Source organism: Psychrobacter sp. T6-6, assembly GCF_052258185.1.
Classification (GTDB): Bacteria; Pseudomonadota; Gammaproteobacteria; order Pseudomonadales; family Moraxellaceae; genus Psychrobacter.
Genome location: NZ_JBQQEX010000006.1, coordinates 46,806 through 65,538 on the forward strand (window position 1 = coordinate 46,806; position 18,733 = coordinate 65,538).

The window sequence follows — 18,733 nt, forward strand, 5'->3', positions numbered from 1 at the left end:
TATCTAAAGGACGGTTAATATTTAGGCCAATTCCGCTTTTGCTTTTTCGACCAATGCTGTGAAAGTTGCTGCATCATGCATAGCGATGTCTGCTAGAACGCGACGATCGATTGCGATGTTTGCTTTTTTCATACCATTGATAAAGCGGCTATAGCTTAAGCCATTTAAGCGTGCACCAGCATTGATACGTGCGATCCAAAGACGACGGAAAGTACGTTTCTTGTTGCGACGGTCACGATAAGCATATTGACCAGCTTTGGTCACTGCCTGTACCGCTACGCGGTAAACACGTGAACGGGCACCGTAGTAGCCTTTTGCGCGCTTTAAGATTTTTTTGTGACGGCGATTTGCCTGTACACCACGTTTTACACGGGCCATAATTTACTCCAAGATTTTTTTGATCACTGTTAAGCGAGTGATGATGTTGTCAAATGACAAACACCATTGTCAGATTGCAAAGTCAAATATCATTTCATCAGATAATTTCTGATTAGATATAGATGACGGTAGGCTATTAGATGTATGGGCACATACGACGAACTGCTGCTTCGTCAGATTTATGCACTAACTTAAGACCACGCAACTGGCGAATACGCTTAGGTGATTTCTTGGTCAAAATATGGCTTTTGAATGCTTGCTTACGCTTGAAGCCATTCGCTGTTTTTTTGAAGCGTTTAGCTGCGCCGCTTCTGGTTTTCATCTTGTTTTTCATGATGATTTGCCTCTTTTTCTGTTTTAGAACCTGGTCGTCAAATAGTCATGCTGGCCAATTGTTATCATAAATAACAACCAAACCTCTATTTGCCTCGAGGTGGGAGGCGCTATTTTAGCAGATAGTGCGTTGTTTTGCCAAGTAAAGTTTTGGCTTGGCTCTGGTGAATAATAAAGACGGGTAGCCAATAGAATACAAGCCTTAACAGCACTGCCAAAAATTCCAATAAAATATCTAATTTGTCTCCAAATAGATTGAATGTCAGCTTAAGCTGTGCTTAAGTATGTACTGTATGTTTCCATGATACGCGTGCCATTGAATCAAGCGTATTTATCGCCTACATATAGCTGTACTATAAGGTCTTAATCACTGTAATACTACTCGCCTCTCGCATGATAGGTGGCGTAATCAATTACCATCACTTTAGGAGATAGTGTGTCAGAACAAGCGTTAGCATTTGAAGATGACTTATTCGTCTTTGAGACAGTGATGCGTGTGCGTCATACTGAGATTGACTTGGGACAGCATATGGCCGTTGAGTCTCTAACAGCACTCCTGTCTGAGGCACGTCTTAGATTCCTACAAGCCAAAGGTATTAAGGATATCAACGCAGAGCAACAGGGTTTGATTATTGATCAATTGCAGCTAGATATCATGAGCCGTATACGAGTGCGCGAAGAGCTTTTATTCGAAGTCGGTGTGGAGCCAATATATGACAATGGCGGTCACATAGTCATAAAGGTCACCCGTATGCATACTGGTGAAATCATGGCACAATCACGGCAGCACTTTGTCAATTATGACTTTAGCCTCAATAAAGTAGTCAAACTCGATAAGACGACCAAAGAAGCGCTGTATCCGCATTTATTTAGGCTGTAAAATAGTGGGCTATAGCGTACTTTTATTTTAATCAGTATTCATCTGATACAACTTGTCGAATCATCTCCTCGCATCCTTCATTACTTCACTCATAACATTGCTTCACTCATAAGTAGTATAATTGCTTATTGATCTTTTTCACCTTTTACCTATAAGACGATAGATTCATTATGACTTTACCTGCTTGGCTGACTGCCGTAACTTTTAACGATGATGGTTTGATTCCTGCGATTGCTCAAGATCACCAGTCAGGTCGTATCTTGATGATGGCTTGGATGAATAGCGACGCACTACAACTAACGGCACAAACAAAGACCGCCGTTTATTTTTCGCGCTCGCGTGCCAAATTATGGCACAAGGGAGAATTATCAGGTCATACGCAGACGGTGCATGATATTCGTCTAGACTGTGATGCTGACGTGATTGTCCTTAGTGTCACGCAAGCGGGCGGTATTGCCTGTCATACGGGCCGTGAATCTTGCTTTTATCAGCGTTTAGATTTATCTGGTCCAACGCCAGAGTGGCAAACGGTTGATAAGGTACTAAAAGACCCTGCTGATATTTATCATGCTACAAAAACTACTAACGATATGCCTGAAGGCAAGAAAGATGATACCCATGCTGATTCTGCTACTAACCAAGAGTCAGTTGATAAAGCCTCTGTACTACAACAGCTCGATCAAGTCTTAGCAGAACGAAAACAAGCCGATGCTGACAGTTCATACGTAGCCAGTCTATATGCCAAAGGCTTAAATAAGATATTAGAAAAAGTCGGTGAAGAAAGTACAGAGAGCATCATCGCTGCTAAGGATTTTGCTCACTGTGATAAAAGTAGGGATAAGGCGCAGTATGACGAGGCGCGTCACGAGCTAATATATGAAGTGGCAGATGTCTGGTTTCACACCCTAGTTGGACTGGCGTGGTTTGATATTGAGTCAGATGCTGTGTTGGGCGAACTGGGCAGACGTTTTGGGTTGTCAGGTATCGATGAAAAGGCTGCCAGATAGCACTTATGCAATAAGCATCACTTTTATTTGATTACTGTTGTTTTCATCTATTTGTAATAACTGCAGGTTATAATATATCTCTGTTTTATCTCGACTTATATGTCGATGCTTTTTGTTTGATACGTAAACCTTTTGTAACTGCAAAATATACATATAAAGACTGAAAACTAAGTCACAAAACCAAGTCACAAGGATACCGTTATGGGTAGTTTTTCTATTACACATTGGCTAATACTATTGGTTGTTGTCGTTGTCGTTTTTGGCACTTCAAAACTTAGAAATGCTGGCAAAGATTTAGGCGGTGCGGTTAAAGGCTTTAAAGAAGCGGTCAAAGACGAAAATACAGAACACGCCAAAAAACACGTGGTGCTTGATCACGACGGCACAGCCCATACCGAAGAGCGCACAGCAACCACCAAGGTTGATGATAAGCATAATGTATAGCATTTAGACAGTGACATCGGACCATTATGTTTGATATTGGGTTTTCTGAATTACTCCTCTTTGGCGTTATCGCTCTCATTGTCTTGGGCCCAGAAAAACTGCCGCAGGCAGCGCGTACGGCTGGGCAATGGTATGCCAAAATTCGTCGCACCGTCTCGACCTTACAGTCCGAGATAGAAGCAGAGTTGGATCTGGCTGAGACACGCCAACAAATGCAAAAAGAGCTTGCCAAAATTCGCGAAACCGAAGCTGATATGAGACGTGAGATGGCTGAGATGCGTGGCAACATGAAAGCTTTTGAAAGCTCACATAGTCCATCTTCAATGTCTGATGACGTCACAAATGATAGCAATAATGAAGAGAGTAAAGAAAACGGCACCCCTCATCGAAAATCAGCCACACCAAAAGCATTCGACTATCGTTATGCCACTGATACGCGCGAAGATACTTTAGAAGATAACCAACTATCTAAGAGTGACCACAGTAGCGATGACAGTGATAGGGTCGTTCCAATTACTCAAGTCATAAATACCCGGCCATGGGAAAACATGTGGTTTCGCCTCGGTGCTTATGACAAGGCAAGACGTTTACCGATTCCCCCATATGTACCAAATTATAAAGCCGATACTTTGCTAAATAACCCTATAGATATACAGACTTCTGACAACAAGCAGGAGACTGATTGATGCAATTATTCAAACGCAAAAAAAGCCGCCAAGAAAAAATCGCGCACTCAGACAGCCCTGCCAATATCACTGGTCAAGATACAGATACAGCAAACGATCCTAAAGACAAAGCAGCAGATGACGTGCTGAGCTCGTTGGGCGACATGCCCATTACCGAGCACCTAATCGAGCTGCGCCGGCATTTGATCAAAATATGCGTGGCTGTTTTAGTCATATTTTTGGCATTAGTCGGTTATTCACGTGAGCTTTATAATTTTTTGTCAGATCCGCTAGTTGCGCAGTTGCCCGCCAATTCAACGATGATTGCCACTGATATCACATCCAACTTTATGGCACCGATACGCCTGACGGTCTTCGTTGCTGCATTTTTGGCGATGCCCTATATCCTCTATCAAATTTGGTCATTTGTCGCGCCAGGCTTATACAAAAAAGAAAAGAAAATTGCTATTCCAGTCCTCCTGTCCTCGATATTTTTGTTTTATGCAGGTGTGGCCTTTTCTTATTTTATTGTCCTAAAAGGCGTCTTAAAATTCTTTATTTTGTTTGCCCCGCAAAACGTACTACCGATGACCGATATCGATAGTTATCTGAGTTTTGCCTTAAAACTATTTATGGTATTTGGCTTAACCTTTGAGATTCCCGTTGTCACTTTACTATTGATATTGGCTGGCATTGTCTCCATTCAAAGTCTAGAAGAAAAACGCCGTTATATCATTGTTGGCTGTTTTGCTGTGGCTGCCGTCGTCACGCCACCTGATGGGGTATCGATGTTGATGTTAGCCTTTCCAATGTGGCTGTTGTTTGAGCTTGGTTTATTTCTGGCAAAAATTTTGATAAAAGAAGAGACAAGCCCTAATCTGACATCAGCAGTCAAAAAATAGTCTCACCAGTGCCCTATTTGGATGTCCAATAGGTCCTAATTTAGATTAGAATGAGACTAGATACATAAAACTGTGCTGTAAACTGCTCACATATTTTCTTCTTGTCCCATCAGTAAGCTTAGCGCTTATTATCACGTTTTAGCACCATCATCATCTCTAAGCCATTGTTTATCCAATGGCTTTTTTTGCCCCTTGTGTTTTAATCATTTTTTGTACTTTAGGTAACTTTATTATGTCCGCATCGATGCCAGCTTATATGAGCGACCCCACTGATGAGCAGCTTGCCGCGCTGAATATGGCGATGGATCACAAGTCATTTAAAGTGGTCGCTTATGCAGGTGCTGGTAAGACAACGACCCTCAAGCTAATTGGGGAACGTTTACGTGGGCGCGGTCTATATTTGGCGTTTAACAAAGCCATTGCCAATGATGCACGGCAGAAGTTTCCGCCGCATGTAGAATGCCGTACGTTTCACTCGCTGGCCTATCGACATGTCGCTCGTGATATTACCGCAAAGCTGTCTTTGCCGCGCTTTTCACCCAAACGTCTGGGTGACGACTTGGGACTGCAGCCTGTGCAAGTACGTCGGCAAATGGATGGGGTCAATAGATATATTACGCTCACGCCAGCCAGGTTATCTCGGTTCGTCAGCGATGCGGTCAGTAATTTCTGTAGTACACATGCCAGCTACCCTGCGCCAAGGCATATCCTGTTCCCCAGTTGGCTCGATGCGTCGGACGCAGAGCAACTGCGTGAGATGCTCTACCCTGCTGTTGAGCAACGCTGGTTACAATCGATCGATGCGCGTCATCCTGCAGGTATCGGCCATGATATTTACCTTAAACTATGGGCGCTATCCAAGCCTAGTATCCCTGCGGATTTTATTTTGTTTGATGAAGCGCAAGATGCTGACCCCTTGATGATGGGCATTTTGACCCAGCAATCGAGACAAGTCATCTATGTGGGCGATGCGCATCAGCAGATTTATGAATGGCGCGGCGCGGTCAATGCCATGAAAAAACTGCCACTACCGCAGACATTATTGACGCAGTCCTTTCGCTTTGGTGAACCGATTGCAGAAGTGGCCAATACCTTGCTAAAAGCCCTACAAGAAGAGGTGCCACTAAAGGGCAATCCGAACAAACAGTCCTCTACCGATAAAGGCATGGTACATAGTAAAAAAGACGCTATTCTCTGTCGTACCAATGCCGCAGCGATGTCACAACTACTCACAGGGTTAAAGCACGGGCATCGCGTTGCGCTACAAGCAGATACCGATCGTATGCTCAAGTTCTGTCAGGCAGCCGAAAACTTAAAAAATGGTAAGTCGGCCTACGGTGTACCTGAGCTGGCTTATTTCTATAATTGGGGTGATGTGCAAGAGTACGCTGAAACCAATGAAGGCAGCGATTTGAAAACACTGGTCAAACTGGTCGATGACCACGGCACTAATGTACTCAGCCAAGCGGTCAACAGTCTCACCAGTATTGACAATGCGGACTATGTCATCTCGACCGCGCACAAAGCCAAAGGGCTCGAGTGGGGCAAAGTACAGCTCGATGATGACTTTTATTATGATGTGACCACTAATGCGGTCAAGATAAGCCCAGAGGAATTGCGCTTGCTCTATGTTGCCTGTACGCGCGCGCAGAGTAATTTAGACATTCACAATATTAAAGACTTGATCTCTGGATTACAGACAGGGAAAAAAGTGATTTTTGGGTCTTGAGCTCTTTTTAGTTTTTAAACCTTCTGTTGCCATATATCTAACTTCCCTTTTGTATATAAGCCAGAATCATCAGCATAGATTCCGTTCACCAGTTCATTTAAAGTCACTTGATTTAGCTCGCATCTAAAAGGCAGTTTTTTGTGCGACTGGCTGACGGCAGAAATTCTGATTTGTCCTGCTTGCTCATCGAACCATGCATAAAATAGCATTTCTGAAACACCACTTTTTCTATGATATAAATTAGCGCATTTACTAATAAACTCTATGACAGAATCTTCGCTCCACTCTACAAGTAGATCTTGGTTAAAGCCAAAGCTAACTATGTTTTGCGCTGCTTCCTGATGAATATCTTCAGCACATATCACTACCATGTCTTCTAACTCTGTTAACCACCTTCTAAACGTATTGTGCATATTTTATCCCAAGTAGCTAATCTGTTTTTAAAGTAGAGGATCTACTGTAGTAATTTTTGGTGCACTAGGGGATAGAATGCTAATACAGTCGTCTATTCCGATTACTAGATACTCTGTTAATAGGTCTTTTTCAAAATAACCTGTTACAAAGCCTTCTCGCTGTTTTTCTAAGTCGAACCAACCTCCATCGTTAACCTCCCATAGCCAACCGTTCGGGCAATCATCATTCCAAAATTCAACAAGGTTTCCATTATCTAATACTCTAAATCCAATAATATCAGTGAAATCGACGTACACCATTTGCCGTATTTCTTCAGTTGAAAAGAATAAAGACACTCTTAATAACCATGAATCATAACTTATATGATTAATTAACGGTACAACACTATAAAGCGGAATACTTTTGACTGACTCTACTCGTATTTCAGACATAATAAAGTCCTGTTTTAATTTATTAAGGACTATAATACTAGAATGAAATTATTTTACATTTATTAAAAACAGTCTTTTGAATATATGCCTCTATCAGAAAACCTATTTGCCAACCCCGTCCGCCTCCTCGCACCCATGGAAGGCTTGACCGATCCATTGATGCGCCAAATTCTAACGCAGATTGCATCAGATTTAGGGCGTCCTTATGATTGGTCAGTGAGTGAGTTTATTCGTATTACTCAGCATGTCTTGCCTGCGCATGTTTTCTATAGGTACGTCCCCGAACTCCATCATGATGCCAAGACCGCCTCTGGCACGCCCATCCATGTGCAGATTTTGGGTAGCGACGCGCAGCTGATGGCAGAAAACGCTGCTTATGCTTGCGAGCTTGGCGCACCTGCGATTGATATCAACTTCGGTTGCCCTGCCAAGACGGTCAATAGCCATCGTGGGGGTTCTGTATTGTTAGATGAACCCGAAACCATGTATCAGATTATCAGTGCAGTACGTCTGTCTGTGCCCGCGCATATTCCTGTATCAGCAAAGATTCGCTTGGGCTATACCGATACTAGCCGAATGGATGATATTCGCGGCGCGATTGCCGCAAGTGGCGCTGACTGGCTCACTATTCATGCCCGCACCAAGACCCAAGGCTATAAGCCGCCTGCCTATTGGGACAAAATCCAAAGTTTTAATGCGCTCGATATTCCAGTCATTGCCAACGGGGAAATATGGACAGCAGCGCAAGCAAATGACTGTATGACGCAGTCGGCAACGCATCATTTGATGTTAGGTCGCGGTGCAGTCACGCGTCCCGATCTGGTTGCACAGGTCGATAGCCATACTAATGCTAATGCTGAGAGCAATACTGAAAGTCTAGAGAATGCCTCTACATTGTTATGGCAAGATTTGATCGCCCATCAGATTAAGTTTTTGGAGGGCGCAGCAAAGAATGATGTGGTGTTGGTCGGTCGTTATAAGCAGTGGCTAGGTATGCTTACCAAAGGCTATGCTGAGGCGCAAACATTATGGGAAAGGATTAAAAGAGAAAAAAATAAAGCGGTGATTATTAGCGCACTACAAGCGAGTGTGCAAAAATAATCACCTAGTCATACGTGGCTTGCTTTATAAGTAACAATGGGCAGTGCTATACGCTGACTCGTATCGCTAAATAAAACAGCATTAGACAACATGCCATCGACAATACCCAGAGAATAGAGCGAAATGTCGATAAGTTGGTAATATAAGCGGTGCAGTAGCCAATCCTAATCATTACATACAACCAAGCCAATACATTAATAATAGACTGCGGTACAAAGAGTAGCATCGCTGTCAGTACAGCTGCTAAAAATACAGGTAAGGTTTCATAGCTGTTTTTTTGTGCGGCATCAGCGCGTGCAGCAATACCAGTAGTGCTTTGCATAAAGTCACGTGGATGCGCATTGTTTCTGATTCTAAATCCACCGGATATTTTTGCCACTAAAGATACTGCCCATGGCAGTAAACTTGCGGCTATCATCGCCCAGATAGCGGAGGCAACTTTATCAGAAACTAAGTCAAAGAGTGCACTGATCATTGTATAAGTCCCTAACCTGCAATCACTTCAAAATCGTGGGTAATGTTGACCCCACCTTCCACTAGCATACGGCTAGCAGAGCAGTATTTTTCTGCTGATAAATTAATGGCTTTTTCGACTTGTTTTTCTTTGACATCTTGACCCGTGACAATGAAATGCATATGGATATCAGTATAGACTGCTGGTACGGTCTCAGCGCGCTGGGCAGTTAGCTCACAACGTACATCCGTTACTGCTTGGCGTGATTTCTGTAAAATCTCTACGACATCGTAACTGGCGCATCCACCCAATCCTAGCAGGATCAGCTCCATCGGGCTTGAGCCTTTTTCTTTATCAGCATCAAGCTGTACGTTATGCCCTGATGGTGACACGCCCATAAAGGCTTTGTTTTCTTGCCATGTGACGCTTGCTTTTGATTCTGACATTGCAGATGCTCCTTACTTTGATTGGCATATTGCCTATTTTTATTGTTTGAAATATATAACACTTGGCTAGTGTAGCATAAGCCAAAGCAAGATTTTATAGAGCCATTGTTCTGCTACCGTGTCACGATGAGTAAATACACTACTCTTACTCTTCGATTTTTGATAAAGCTGTTATTTCGTAAACCTTTTGATTGTTTTGGAATAGTGCATTTGTCGCTGCTCATTACCACGCCTACAAAACCATTATCTTATAAACATACAAGAGTTCATTTATAAATAGTTGATTTTAAAAGGTAAAACTCGTGAAACATTTTATAGCAAAATACTGTTACACATTTTGCTTATTTCTTGGTTTAATAACGGTAATGAAACTCGTTTTAGGCAGATATCAATAACAATCACCTTATAATAATTACGATTGCTATTATGATTTGGATCTAGGACGAGCTATTTTTAAACAAATTAAAAGGTTTAGTCATGATAGATGCAGACGGCTTTCGCGCCAACGTCGGCATCATCTTGGCAAATACACAAGGGCAGGTTCTGTGGGCAAAACGTATTGGTCACAACGCTTGGCAATTTCCGCAGGGTGGTATCGACCGCGGGGAGACGCCGATGGATGCAATGTATCGCGAGCTCTGGGAAGAGGTCGGCTTACATCCGCGTCACGTAGACTTATTGGCAGTCACGCAAGACTGGTTGCGCTATCGTTTGCCAAAACGTTATGTACGTCATGGCCAGCACCCCTTGTGTATTGGGCAAAAACAAAAATGGTTTTTGCTACGCTTAGATGAGCCAAATACTCAACATATTCGCTTCGATGAAGGGAAGCCTGAATTTGACCATTGGCAATGGGTCAGTTACTGGTACCCACTCGGACAAGTAATTCACTTTAAACGAGGCGTTTATCGCCGTGCCTTGCAAGAATTGGTACGCGAACTCCCCCTAAAGCAAGAACTGATCATTCCTGAGCAGAATAACCATCTGCTTATGTAATGAGTTACTCAATAGTACGATGCAAAACACCCACTATAATAGCTAGAATTTTTAGCAATTACCGTGGGTGTTTTTTATGCTCCTAGACCTATACTCTCAAAACGCTATTGATGACTACTTTGGATTACCGTCAAATTCTCGGCTGATGATATCGGTCGTGAAATCTGCATCTCTATCTTTGCGTAATGTCAAAATGCTTTGAGTTCGCGTACCATAAGTTGGTGTGTTGGTTTTAACATCACCAAAAACTATTGGTTCAATATAAACAGAGGACAAGGTTTGCTCAATCTCAGTGCTCATACCTGTCTCTGGCAGCTGATCATCTGGTGCTTTGGTGTTATCCGATAGTACATCGAATGCCGCCGCTTGCCAGTATTCAGCCGAACTGTCCTCAGCAATCAATGGCAACACCTCTTGGCGCAGCCTGCCGCGCAGACGTTCTGTCTTAAACCAAGCTGATTCTGGCTGACCGTTAGATATGACATGCAGACCTGCATATAATGGCGTGGGTGCATGACCGCGATTATTAACGATGACAGCTTGAGTGGCGTCACCAATAATCAGGTTAAAGCCTGCATAGTTTTGCAAATCAATCTGCCGTGCAAATGTCATCGGACTAAGCATACTAGTCAAAAAATGGGTGACCAGCTCACCTCGTGAACGCTCATTAATACCTGCCTGCACACCATCACGAAAGTTCAATACTGCCGCCCAGCGTCCGTTCTGCTCATATATAACGCTTCCTTCTTTATCTGGCAGTGGCTGCTGATGAATGCCCAGCCAAGTCCCACCGCTTTGGCTATCACGTCCTGCATAAATAGGCTGGTCAGCCCACTGATGTAGCGGATCCGTCGGACGCTGTAAAAACTCATCGCGATTGGACAATAGTACTAAAGGTAGTTCGTCAAATAACTGCCAAGCAATGGCAACAATACACATAGCATTCCTTTTATTATTTTATGTTGGGCGCGAGATTTTCGGTAAAAATAAAAATCATCACTTAAAGCTGATTTACTAATCAAGCGCCGGTTATCAATTACCACTCAATATTTTATTAGCAGGGTAACTGATTTGAGACGTTGAGCGTATAACCTGTGACTGTTTACTCGGCAAGTCAAAATCCCACGCCACCATGCCTTGATTGTCATTCCAATTGCGATCAGTGATAGGCGGCGTGTGGGTGACTGTAACTTTCAGACTATCATCGCGGCTGATAGGCTCGCTACCTAGTACTTGCAAGCGTACAGCGCGGTTATGCTGGTTAGTAAATTGATAGGCTTGGGTAGTCGTTAAGGTTTGTGTGCGGCTTAGCACACCTTTTTCACCTTGCTTATCTTCGTTGATCAGCGCTTTCACGAGAATATTTGAATCACGGCCAAAACCAATCCCCTGCTCTTTTAGCATCTGATAATTATAGCGCGACTGTCCGACATAGTTGTCATCACGGTACAGCTGTAATGACCCATCCACCCACTCTGGCGTCAGAAATGGCGCTGATGCATACCAATACGCTGTCGTCTCAACGCTAGGGGTACTTCGAACCCACAGCTTACTGCCGCCAGACTGCTCGCCAATAACTGTGCGTACCCGTCTACCATCACTAGGGATACTCACCAGCTGCGCTAACCGATACTCGATGATACCGTTTTTGTTCTGGCTACTGACCGTAAAGTTCGGTAGCGGCGCCATATTTGGCGAGCTAGAGTCGTCGCTATAGCTCTCTCTTGCAGACACGACTACAGGCGTGTTATCCGCCATAGCTGATGCATACTGAGCATTTTGGTTTTCTTCATATAGCGATAGGCGCGGTACATATGGCAGTTGTCCTGTCGCACTTTGGTTGGGATTAGCGGTACTGAGAGTGACAGGTACGTTGGTCCAGTTCTCACCCGTTTGCTGGGCGATGATCGCCGAGGCGGTGAGACTCAACTGATCACTATTGGTGTTGAGACGCGCCTGATACGTAGGCTCCCAACCTGCACCCTGTACTTGATAGTGCAATTTAACGCTACTTGGCAAGCGACTGGCAGTGCGCACACTTACCTGTGTCACATCATTGGAGGTTGACGTTGCGCTGCCCGCCATCAGCTGATTCAGTGCGTCTTGGGCACTTGCCTGTCGCCGCTCAATATTAAAAATCTTTTGGTTAATGCGGGTTGCTTGCGCTTCTATGTCGCGTGCGTTATTTGCAATCGTACTCGCTGTGTTGACTTGCGTGGCTTTAGTCAAATTTTGTAAGTATGCTTTTGCCAAGCGCGCCGCTTCTAATTCAGCATTGATACTGGCTAGAGTGTTTTGCTGCGTCTGCACTTTAGTATCGCCTTGGTATTGGCATTGGGCGGCTTGCTCTCCACTCAACGCTTCAATACTGATTTCACCAATATTGACATTACCTATTGCCTGTACGCTTAGACTTTCTTTATCTATATAAGGTGACAGGCAAGAGAATATCACGGTTTGCTCGCCACTCTCTGTGATAGGCAACGAACGTGTGACACTTGCCAGTCCCTGATAGATAGTCACTTGCTCGACGCTACTGATAGCTGCTTGTGCACTAGATATACCCCATACTGCACTGCTACCGCATATCACTGGCAGGACATTGAGCCGCGTCATTCGAGCGAACGCAGACAATATACTGGTACGATCATTTGAGACAGACCAGTGTGTTAGGTGGACATTCATACGTCATTCCTCAAAATGAAATTATCCTAGCGTCACCGTCAGTCTTATATCAGATAAGCGCATAAGAGAACCTCTATCTTAGCAAGATTACCGTAGCCGTTTTGACCGTTTTTAATAGAAACTTTTTTATCGCCTCAGGTCTTTGAATGAGAGCTTCTCTATTTCAGTGTGCTGCTCTATACACTGCACCAACTTTTTATTCCTCTCCCCTTTATGGTGCACTTTTATTAACAATCGTGCACTAAATTAATGAAAACAACCGACAAGATTTAATTATTGCTCAATTATTACTCGATTACTGACTTTTTTGACTTGGCACAGAACTTGAAGTCTTAATTATTGTTCAGCAGCAGTATTTTTACTTTTTGTGTTTATTTAGGAGATGTCCATGTTTTCGTTACCAACTTTAGCCAATCCTCAGTGTGTTGACTCTCACTTACCCAGCAAAATCAAATCTCGCTTCTCACTATTAACCATCGCTGTCGTTGGTAGCTTGAGCCTCGCTGGCTGTCAAAAACCTGCTGAAACGGCGACCTCTACAGAGACAACAACCGAAACCACTACAGAAACAACGACGACTCCTGCTGCTGATGGCGACACCATCAAAGTGGGCATTTTGCATTCACTATCTGGCACCATGGCAATCTCCGAAACCTCTCTAAAAGACACGGCACTCATGACCATCGATGAGATTAATGCCAGCGGCGGCGTACTCGGCAAACAGCTAGAACCTGTGGTCGTTGATCCTGCTTCTGATTGGCCGTTGTTTGCTGAAAAAGCCCGTCAACTACTCACCCAAGACAAAGTAGATGTTATTTTTGGTGGCTGGACATCAGTATCACGCAAGTCAGTATTACCAGTGGTTGAAGAGCTAAATGGCTTGATGTTCTATCCTGTGCAGTACGAAGGACAGGAGCAATCAGAAAACATCTTTTATACTGGCGCAGCGCCTAATCAGCAGGCTATACCCGCGGTTGAATACTTAATGAGTGAAGAAGGTGGCGGCGCAGAACGCTTTGTACTGTTAGGTACTGATTACGTCTACCCACGAACCACCAACCAGATCTTAAAGGCGTTCTTAAAGTCAAAAGGTATTGCTGATGAAGACATCATGGAAGAGTACACACCGTTTGGCTTTAGTAATTATCAAACCATCGTCTCCAATGTCAAAAAGTTCTCAACAGGCAAAAAGACAGCCGTAATCTCTACCATCAATGGCGACTCAAATGTTCCGTTCTATCGTGAACTTGCCAACCAAGGTATCAACGCCTCAGACATTCCGGTTATGGCATTCTCAGTCGGTGAAGAAGAGCTACGCGGCATCGATACCAGTTTATTGCAAGGGCATTTGGCGGCATGGAACTACTTTATGTCGATCAAAAACCCAACCAACAGCGACTTTACCAAACGTTATAAGCAGTATGCACTAGATCAAAAACTACCAAATGCTGAAAAGGTTGTGACCAATGATCCGATGGAAGCCACCTATGTGGGCATCAATATGTGGAAACAAGCCGTTGAACAAGCAGGTACCACTGATGTCGATAAAGTACGTATTAGCATGGCTGGACAGACATTTGATGCGCCTTCAGGCTACACGCTAAAAATGGATGAGGAAAACCATCATTTATGGAAACCTGTCATGATTGGTCAAATTCGTGCCGATGGTCAATTTGATACGATTTTTAAGACGCCAGAAGTCATCCAAGCTCAGCCTTGGAGCGAGTACATTCCTAAATAGATCGTATTTTTAATGACTGTATGCTGACAAATATATGGCTGGTGAGCCTATAACGCCTGAGCATAATCACGAATCAGAGCGCGTTCAACCGCCATAGCTATGTTTGACTTTATAGTTATGTTTGACCTTTTAAAACCCTTCAAACTTTATCAAACCTTTATCGCTTAAGACATGAGCGGTAGAGGCTGAAGGTTTGTTGTCTGTAAAACATAGGGAGCCGCATATGCAGCGCCACACTTTACGCCCATTTGCAGGGCAAATATCGTCCAAAAATGATAACGCTCAACAAGCATCGTTAAGCGGGCTAATGACGCACGTCACTCGTTTTTCAGTGTGCACGATTTTGCGGCTACTTGCAGTCACCACGTTATTCATAACGACCTTGGCCACCACTGCACATGCTGATCACGGTGACCATGGTAATACAGAACATGCCCATGACCATATGATTAAGGCCACTCAATCTGCGAACACCGTCGCTGCGACATCGGAGTCAATGACCGACGGTAATGACACATTACGCATAAACAATGATCAGTCATTGACCACACCTGCTAATGCCTCAACGCCTGCAAAATCTCCCACTGCTCATCCAGCAACGATTAGCCAAGCAACTGTAGGCGATGCTATTCCCCAATTTGTGGCAGGAGACTTTAGTCAACGCCAAGCCATGCTAAGCAATTGGCCAGGATCGGTTGAGAGTTTGGACAGTTTGGTTGAGTTGATTGCAAATGACGAGCTATACCAAGGCAATGATGGACAGACTTATTTGCTCAATGCAGAGGATCAGCTATTTACTTATCCTGACAAAAAAGAAACGTCAGACTGGCCTAGTGATTTATCACAAATAACGTTGACCAACACATTACGCTCAGCGCTTATTTTTGGACAGGCAAAGGTAAAGCTCGAATCTGATAAGCCAGCTCAGCGCCTGCAAGCGGTGGAGATTTTGGCTAATAACATCGATCAAGTCGATCCAGCCATTATCACAGCAGCAGCCGCAAATGAAGACAATACCAAAGTCAAAAAAGCATTAGCCGCACTACAAGCTCGTATTGACTTCAAAAACGGTGACCTCCCCACTCAGATCGCCGCGGTCAATCTACTCGCCGATAGCGACAGCCCGCAGGTATTGGTTGATATCGAGTCCGCTCTTGCAGCCGATAACGTGGATCCTACGCTCGAAGCAGCGCTAATTGATGCCAGAGATAGCGTGGCACGCCGTATTCAGATAAGCACGTGGACGGGGCATATTTTCACTGGTATGAGTACGGCCAGTATTTTATTGCTAGCAGCGCTTGGTCTTGCAATTACCTTTGGGTTGCTTGGCGTCATTAATATGGCGCACGGTGAGCTGATCATGATTGGCGCTTATACCACCTATATGGTGCAAAACGCATTCCAAGCTTATATGCCAGACATGGCGGGCTGGTACTTGCTTGTTGCTATTCCCGCAGCATTTTTGGTCAGCGCCATCATCGGTATGATTATTGAGCGCATTGTCATTCGTCCGTTATATGGTCGTGAGCTAGAGACACTATTAGCGACCTTTGGCGTGAGTCTGATTCTCATGCAGCTGGTGCGGATGATTTTTGGCGCACAAAACGTTGAAGTCAGTAACGTGGCATGGCTCAGCGGTGCGTATCAAGTGTCCTCAAGCCTAGTACTACCTTATAACCGTATCGCCATTATCGTGTTTACGGTCATCGTCGTGGCGCTACTGGTGTACTTGCTCAACAAGACTCGCTTTGGGTTATTTATACGCGCCGTCACTCAAAACCGTCAAATGGCGCGTGCCGTTGGTATCCCTTCAGCACGCATCGATATGATGGCATTCGGTCTAGGCTCTGGGCTGGCTGGTATGGCAGGTTGTGCACTGGCGCAAGTAGGCAACGTCGGTCCTGATCTGGGTCAGACCTATATCATTGATACGTTTTTAGTCGTCGTTGTGGGCGGTGTCGGACAAGTGTGGGGCGCGGTATTGGCCGCCTTGGGATTGGGTGTCAGTGGCACCGTACTTGAGATTGGTATTGGCGCAGTATTGGCTAAGATTGTGCTGTTGGTTCTTGTGATTCTGTTTATTCAGAAGCGGCCACAAGGTTTATTTGCCCTCAAAGGCCGCTTTGTCGAATAAGGAGAGCTCTATGATACTGACCAAATTACTGTCTGACTCGCGGCGCAGTGCCATTTTAATCGGTTTATGTTTTGCCATACTTTTAATACTCCCTTGGCTACACCTAATGCCAGAGACCTCACCTTTTCATCTCTCAGCTTATTGGATCACGCTTATTGGTAAGATCATGGCACTGGCGATGGTAGCATTAGCACTAGATCTGGTCTGGGGCTATGCTGGCATTCTAAGCTTGGGACATGGTCTATATTTTGCGTTGGGTGGTTATGCGTTTGGTATGTACTTAACGCGTGAGACTGCTGGCAATGGCTTGCCTGATTTTATGCGTTTTCTGAGCTGGACTGAGATGCCATGGTACTGGGCAGGTACGCAGCATTTTTGGTGGGCAGTAGCATTAGTAGTCTTAGTACCAGGACTGATTGCCTTTATCTTTGGTTTTTTTGCCTTTCGCTCCAAGATCAAAGGCGTATATTTCTCCATCATCACCCAAGCAATGGTATATGCTGCAGCGTTGCTATTCTTCCGTAACGAAACAGGCTTCGGTGGTAATAATGGTTTTACTGGTTTCACTACCCTTTTAGGCTACGATATTACGGCTGCCTCAACCCGTGCCGTGCTATGTTTCGTGACTGCTTTGGCACTGCTGGTGTCTTACATGGGTTTGCGTCATTTGATGAACCAGCCTTATGGACGCGTACTGGGTGCGATTCGCGATAGCGAAAACCGCTTGCAGTATTTGGGTTATCGTACCCTATGGTACAAGCTATCCGCTTGGGTATTGTCCGCTGTCATTGCTGGTATCGCAGGCGCGCTCTATGTGCCGCAAGTCGGTATTATCAACCCGAGTGAAATGAACCCTGTGAACTCAATCGAGATGGCAGTCTGGGTCGCGACTGGCGGCCGAGGAAGTTTGATCGGTGCGATTTTGGGAACGGGTGTGGTGAATGCGGTCAAAACCTACTTTACAGTCGCTTACCCTGAGTTTTGGCTATTGATATTAGGCGGGCTATTCGTCGTAGTCACCTTGTTTTTACCCAATGGCATTATGGGCTTGTTTGACCGATTCAAAAAGGAGAAACAATAATGCTAAGTGATAAACCATCAACGACTGAGCAGCTTATCAATGAGTATGGGCGTACTCATGGCGGTACGGGACGCAGTCATCCTAAGCCATCAGGCGTCGATTTTAGCCACGGTATTGCGCTATACCTAGAAGATGTGAGCGTTTGGTTTGATTCATTTCGAGCACTCAACAATCTCTCACTCTATATCGAAGAGGGCGAGCTACGCTGTATTATTGGTCCCAATGGTGCAGGTAAAACCACGCTGATGGATGTCATCACTGGTAAGACCCGCCCTACTGACGGTAGTGTATTTTTTGGTCAAACGCATAACCTTGCTAGCCTATCTACCGAAGAAATCGCTGAAGCAGGTATCGGTCGTAAGTTTCAAAAGCCCACCGTATTTGAAAATTTTAATGTCATGGATAATTTACTACTTGCGGCGCCAAAAGATAAGCGCGTTGCTAAAAGCTTATTTAACAAACTCGATGCCGATACTCGCGACACACTCGATGCTACTCTTGAACAAATTCGTTTGACCGACAAAACCAACAAACCTGCCGGGCTGCTCTCTCACGGTCAAAAGCAATGGCTAGAGATTGGCATGCTGCTGATGCAGAGCCCCAAGCTTATTTTGCTCGATGAGCCAGTAGCAGGCATGACCGATGCCGAAACCGAGCATACAGCAGAGCTATGTCTACGACTAAAGAAAAATCATACTCTAGTGGTGGTTGAGCATGACATGACTTTTATCGATGCTATCAGTGAAAAAGTCACAGTATTGGCACAAGGGGCGATATTAGCCGAAGGTACTTTGGCGGAAGTGCAAGCCAATGAAGCGGTTATTGAGTCCTATTTGGGCCGATAATTGGTCAATAGCTAGAGTGATGATCAAGTGTATCTCGAGTAAATACACGGCTAGACAATATAGACAT

At 44.5% G+C, this 18,733-nt stretch carries 20 protein-coding genes; 12 read left to right on the forward strand and 8 right to left on the reverse strand.

From position 1 onward, the window contains the following. Positions 1–21: 21 nt before the first annotated feature. Entirely contained in the window at positions 22–378 is a 357-nt protein-coding gene (gene rplT / locus ACTXGL_RS10220; protein ID WP_011281252.1) for a 50S ribosomal protein L20, read from the reverse strand. A gap of 136 nt (positions 379–514) precedes the next feature. Continuing rightward, the gene (rpmI, locus tag ACTXGL_RS10225) at positions 515–712 is read right to left on the reverse strand and encodes a 50S ribosomal protein L35 (RefSeq protein ID WP_011514608.1); all 198 of its coding nucleotides are present in this window, start codon (positions 710–712) and stop codon (positions 515–517) included. 435 nt (positions 713–1,147) lie between these two features. Here rpmI and ACTXGL_RS10230 point away from each other — a divergent pair, with 435 nt between their 5' ends. The 6 genes from ACTXGL_RS10230 (at position 1,148) to ACTXGL_RS10255 (ending at position 6,338) form a co-directional block, all read left to right on the forward strand. Beyond that, entirely contained in the window at positions 1,148–1,591 is a 444-nt protein-coding gene (locus ACTXGL_RS10230) for an acyl-CoA thioesterase (RefSeq protein ID WP_319051604.1), read from the forward strand. Between the two features lie 170 nt (positions 1,592–1,761). Then, complete coding sequence (hisIE, locus tag ACTXGL_RS10235; RefSeq protein WP_443526680.1) at positions 1,762–2,598, forward strand: bifunctional phosphoribosyl-AMP cyclohydrolase/phosphoribosyl-ATP diphosphatase HisIE; 837 nt, start codon at positions 1,762–1,764, stop codon at positions 2,596–2,598. A gap of 201 nt (positions 2,599–2,799) precedes the next feature. Continuing rightward, entirely contained in the window at positions 2,800–3,042 is a 243-nt protein-coding gene (gene tatA / locus ACTXGL_RS10240; RefSeq protein ID WP_319051606.1) for a Sec-independent protein translocase subunit TatA, read from the forward strand. A 26-nt stretch (positions 3,043–3,068) separates the two neighbouring features. Beyond that, positions 3,069–3,728, forward strand: a complete 660-nt coding sequence (gene tatB / locus ACTXGL_RS10245; protein ID WP_443526682.1) for a Sec-independent protein translocase protein TatB — start codon at positions 3,069–3,071, stop codon at positions 3,726–3,728. A 143-nt stretch (positions 3,729–3,871) separates the two neighbouring features. Further along, a complete protein-coding gene (gene tatC / locus ACTXGL_RS10250; protein ID WP_443526818.1) occupies positions 3,872–4,609 on the forward strand; it encodes a twin-arginine translocase subunit TatC in 738 nt (245 codons plus the stop codon). 232 nt (positions 4,610–4,841) lie between these two features. Continuing rightward, positions 4,842–6,338, forward strand: coding sequence for a UvrD-helicase domain-containing protein (locus ACTXGL_RS10255; protein WP_443526684.1), 1,497 nt, complete (start codon positions 4,842–4,844; stop codon positions 6,336–6,338). A 14-nt stretch (positions 6,339–6,352) separates the two neighbouring features. Here the strand turns inward: ACTXGL_RS10255 and ACTXGL_RS10260 are convergent, their stop codons facing one another. Both ACTXGL_RS10260 and ACTXGL_RS10265 read right to left on the reverse strand, forming a co-directional pair. Next, complete coding sequence (locus tag ACTXGL_RS10260; protein WP_443526686.1) at positions 6,353–6,751, reverse strand: hypothetical protein; 399 nt, start codon at positions 6,749–6,751, stop codon at positions 6,353–6,355. 27 nt (positions 6,752–6,778) lie between these two features. Further along, positions 6,779–7,183, reverse strand: a complete 405-nt coding sequence (locus ACTXGL_RS10265) for a hypothetical protein (protein WP_443526687.1) — start codon at positions 7,181–7,183, stop codon at positions 6,779–6,781. A gap of 84 nt (positions 7,184–7,267) precedes the next feature. On the opposite strand from ACTXGL_RS10265, the gene ACTXGL_RS10270 reads away from it, so the two are divergent. Beyond that, a complete protein-coding gene (locus tag ACTXGL_RS10270; RefSeq protein WP_443526689.1) occupies positions 7,268–8,284 on the forward strand; it encodes a tRNA dihydrouridine synthase in 1,017 nt (338 codons plus the stop codon). Between the two features lie 46 nt (positions 8,285–8,330). Here ACTXGL_RS10270 and ACTXGL_RS10275 read toward each other — a convergent pair whose 3' ends face one another. Together ACTXGL_RS10275 and ACTXGL_RS10280 are read right to left on the reverse strand one after the other, a co-directional pair. Continuing rightward, positions 8,331–8,759: an MAPEG family protein gene (locus tag ACTXGL_RS10275; protein ID WP_319051611.1), complete on the reverse strand. Its 429-nt coding sequence runs from the start codon at positions 8,757–8,759 to the stop codon at positions 8,331–8,333. Between the two features lie 11 nt (positions 8,760–8,770). Beyond that, positions 8,771–9,184 (reverse strand): OsmC family protein, encoded by a 414-nt coding sequence (locus ACTXGL_RS10280; protein ID WP_443526690.1) that lies wholly within the window; start codon positions 9,182–9,184, stop codon positions 8,771–8,773. A 477-nt stretch (positions 9,185–9,661) separates the two neighbouring features. Between ACTXGL_RS10280 and ACTXGL_RS10285 the strand changes: the two genes are divergently transcribed. After that, positions 9,662–10,180, forward strand: coding sequence for an RNA pyrophosphohydrolase (locus tag ACTXGL_RS10285; RefSeq protein WP_057761956.1), 519 nt, complete (start codon positions 9,662–9,664; stop codon positions 10,178–10,180). A gap of 114 nt (positions 10,181–10,294) precedes the next feature. Here the strand turns inward: ACTXGL_RS10285 and ACTXGL_RS10290 are convergent, their stop codons facing one another. Continuing rightward, positions 10,295–11,119 (reverse strand): NRDE family protein, encoded by an 825-nt coding sequence (locus tag ACTXGL_RS10290; protein ID WP_443526691.1) that lies wholly within the window; start codon positions 11,117–11,119, stop codon positions 10,295–10,297. Positions 11,120–11,212: 93 nt separating this feature from the next. After that, entirely contained in the window at positions 11,213–12,865 is a 1,653-nt protein-coding gene (locus tag ACTXGL_RS10295) for a DUF4139 domain-containing protein (protein WP_443526692.1), read from the reverse strand. Positions 12,866–13,253: 388 nt separating this feature from the next. Between ACTXGL_RS10295 and urtA the strand changes: the two genes are divergently transcribed. From urtA to urtD, 4 genes are all read left to right on the forward strand, one after another. Next, complete coding sequence (gene urtA / locus ACTXGL_RS10300; RefSeq protein ID WP_443526694.1) at positions 13,254–14,606, forward strand: urea ABC transporter substrate-binding protein; 1,353 nt, start codon at positions 13,254–13,256, stop codon at positions 14,604–14,606. A gap of 496 nt (positions 14,607–15,102) precedes the next feature. Beyond that, positions 15,103–16,740 (forward strand): urea ABC transporter permease subunit UrtB, encoded by a 1,638-nt coding sequence (urtB, locus tag ACTXGL_RS10305; RefSeq protein ID WP_443526819.1) that lies wholly within the window; start codon positions 15,103–15,105, stop codon positions 16,738–16,740. A 58-nt stretch (positions 16,741–16,798) separates the two neighbouring features. After that, positions 16,799–17,821: an urea ABC transporter permease subunit UrtC gene (gene urtC, locus ACTXGL_RS10310; protein WP_443526820.1), complete on the forward strand. Its 1,023-nt coding sequence runs from the start codon at positions 16,799–16,801 to the stop codon at positions 17,819–17,821. Continuing rightward, the gene (gene urtD, locus ACTXGL_RS10315) at positions 17,821–18,666 is read left to right on the forward strand and encodes an urea ABC transporter ATP-binding protein UrtD (RefSeq protein ID WP_443526696.1); all 846 of its coding nucleotides are present in this window, start codon (positions 17,821–17,823) and stop codon (positions 18,664–18,666) included. The genes urtC and urtD overlap by 1 nt, the downstream gene beginning before the upstream one ends. The last annotated feature ends 67 nt before the right edge of the window (positions 18,667–18,733 follow it).